The organism is uncultured Oceanicoccus sp. (genome assembly GCF_963968385.1).
Lineage (GTDB): Bacteria > Pseudomonadota > Gammaproteobacteria > Pseudomonadales > Dasaniaceae > Oceanicoccus.
The window spans coordinates 1-2,589 of sequence record NZ_CAXAHB010000127.1 but is presented as its reverse complement, the minus strand read 5'-3'; the positions used below and the strand labels follow the sequence as shown (position 1 = coordinate 2,589).

Below are 2,589 nucleotides of genomic sequence, written 5' to 3'. Positions count from 1 at the left end.
ACGCGTGTTCCCCAGCGAAACGCGAGCCGGCGACTTCGCGTAGCGAATCGCGCTCGCTGAGCGGTCGCGTCTACTCAGGTAAACCCCGAGCCAATCCTTTTTTTGTTTGACCGGTATCGGAAGGTGCGAGGGGTGTGAGATGTATACCGCGCGGCGCAACAAAAATCAGAACTTTCCCGCGGGGGCCGCTGCTGGCCAACTTTAGTTTCAGGTGGAATTTTTTCCCTATTTTTAAACGTGTATTTTTTCCCTATTTCTATGTGCTAAAAAATTTGGCAAAAAATTAGGGGCTAAATCACCCGCGAGGCCGATATTTAGCGTCGATAGACTTGTCTTACGGAGTGCAAGATTTGTCTTTAGATGGAAGGTGGAATTGGTGGCGTCGGACGCTTTCGTGACCTTGGTGACTACCGGGACGAGCGGCGCCGGCTAGGTGCGATTCCGCTGCGAGCTGGTGATCCGAGGACGGGAACCACATTTACAGAGATTGAAAAGTTGATGCTGGGCATGCAGGACTCAGCGCGTATTGAAGACCCAGCAATGGCGACTGGGTATGACAGTGAGTACCTGGAAAATCGTGCAGAAAGAGCCGGTAAGGCTGGAACACGACCAAATATCACGGCCGAAGAACTGCAATTGATGCAGGCCATCGCTCGAGATCCTGAAGCAGAGTACGCCGCATCTTTGTACCCAGCTCGAGTCGACTTGAGCTCCAGGACTGAAGCCGAAATTCTGCAGGATTACCTGCGCAGAAGCTTGCCTCAAGAGCGTGGCGTGCGTGCAGAGAAGTACGACGACATTGTTGCCGGTGATTTTGACGCAAGCACAGCACCTGGTGGGTTCATTCGAAGGCAATTCCAGGACGATATCAATCCATATGGGTCAGTAACTGTCCCATTCCGTACCCCGCGGGACAGGACTATTGAAAGAGAGGTGTATCCAAGCACTGCAGCGTTTACTGACGAAGGTGACCTGGATTCAACGGCTGCATTCGATCGATATAACGAGATGACTCTTGGCGAGCTCATCAATCAGGCATCTGAAGGCTCTAAGACCCCGCTAATTGGCCGGCCAGAACTCGAAAGCTTGTACAAAGAAGGCGATTTTGTGCCAGCTCGTGATCGGAATCAGATTGGATTCCTGAAGCGAGGCGGGCAAGAAATCCCTGTTTATCAAATTCAGCAACAAGGGGGTGAAATCCAGAAGGATTACTTCCGACTAGGCTCTCCAACTGCCCGTAATTACGACAAATTGCGGACAGATATTGCTGATCGGCGGTTTAACGAAAGCAATCCGCTCTCTACAAGAATGACCGGCCGCGTCAAAAACAGGAAAGGCAGCCCCGTCCGTGGCACTGGTGGTGCTCCCGCAAGCTTGCGGCAGACAGAGGTTGAAAAATTGGTTGAAATTGGTGCTGTTCCTTTCCTGAATCGTGACGATCAGTACGCCAAGGTCGGCGGAATACGCATAAAAGTTGAAAACAAATTCAGAGACTCTGATGGCAAGAAAGTCTCATTCAATCAGCTGCTGGACCAGCTTTCGAAAGGCGCATTCATGGATGCGCCTGACGTCGCGAATGGCTACAGAGCTCTTGCTGCACTCGAAGATGAGATTGGACGCCCCTTGTTTGAGCCTGGAACGGTTGGTCATGAGGCAATTCGCCGGGTGCGCGTAGAAGCTTCTGGCCGTGCGCAGGGTCGCGAGGTCGATCTCTTCGCTGAAGACCCGAACTTGCCGGATTATCCGGATTCACCTTCCGAAGAAATCGTCTACGAAAAAGATCTGGTGGAGAATGACATCCGCAGTTTGTCAAATCGTGATGATTACAACCGTGGTTACGCGATTGAATCGCCCAATCAGGAACCAAGCGACTACAGGACTGCGACTTCTGAATCGATGTCAGGGCCGGTAACAAGGTCCAACATGTACGCAGTAGAGGGATATGTACCGCAGTTCAGCTCTGCCGAGGCCCAGGCAGTGCGCGAGCAGTATCGTAATCCCAAATTGACTGGATTCCTGAGAGCAACCAGTCAGCCAGAAGCTGACATACCTGACCCCCTAACTATCTATCGCGAAACAGGTATGCAACCTGTGGACGCAGCCTCTGGAATGCGAGAGCGAGCAAACATTGCAGAGTTCATCCGTCAAAATGCGTCAGCCGAACGCTTTCAACAAGCGTTTGATGAGCGGCTTGCATTGTTGGGTCAGGCCCGTGAACAATCAGCGGCTGATTCTGGAACTTCAATAAATGCACCTGCGAGTAAGGGAAGTGTTGATGAACAGCAGCAAATCATCAACGCTTTGCCTCTACAGGCACGCCAGAATGTAACTCGCGGCTTGGCTGAAGGGGCTTCTGATCCCAGCAGAAATGCCGCTATTGAGCTTCTGGCTCGTTTCCGCAACAAAATGTTTTCGCGATGAATCACAGCAAAGAATCCGCTAAAGCAAAGGCCAAGGCTCACAAGAAAGGCGAATCAAAAAAGAGCAAAGATGGCAAGATGCCAGAAGAGCTCCTTGAGCATTTCAAGAGCAAGGCCAAGAAAAAATCTGAGAAATGAGCCAGATAGGAAGATTCGCCGGTGAGTGGGT

1 protein-coding gene is annotated in these 2,589 nt (G+C 51.4%); it reads left to right on the top strand.

Annotated features, from left to right (window positions below; all coding sequences use genetic code 11):
* The first annotated feature begins 360 nt into the window (after positions 1–360).
* Positions 361–2,421: a hypothetical protein gene (locus AACP44_RS08950; protein ID WP_339340183.1), complete on the top strand. Its 2,061-nt coding sequence runs from the start codon at positions 361–363 to the stop codon at positions 2,419–2,421.
* Positions 2,422–2,589: the final 168 nt, after the last annotated feature.

What these genes read in the sequence shown, in the direction of transcription:
- AACP44_RS08950 (WP_339340183.1), top strand. Translation starts at nt 361, where the DNA reads ATGGAAGGTGGAATTGGTGGCGTCGGACGCTTTCGTGACCTTGGTGAC.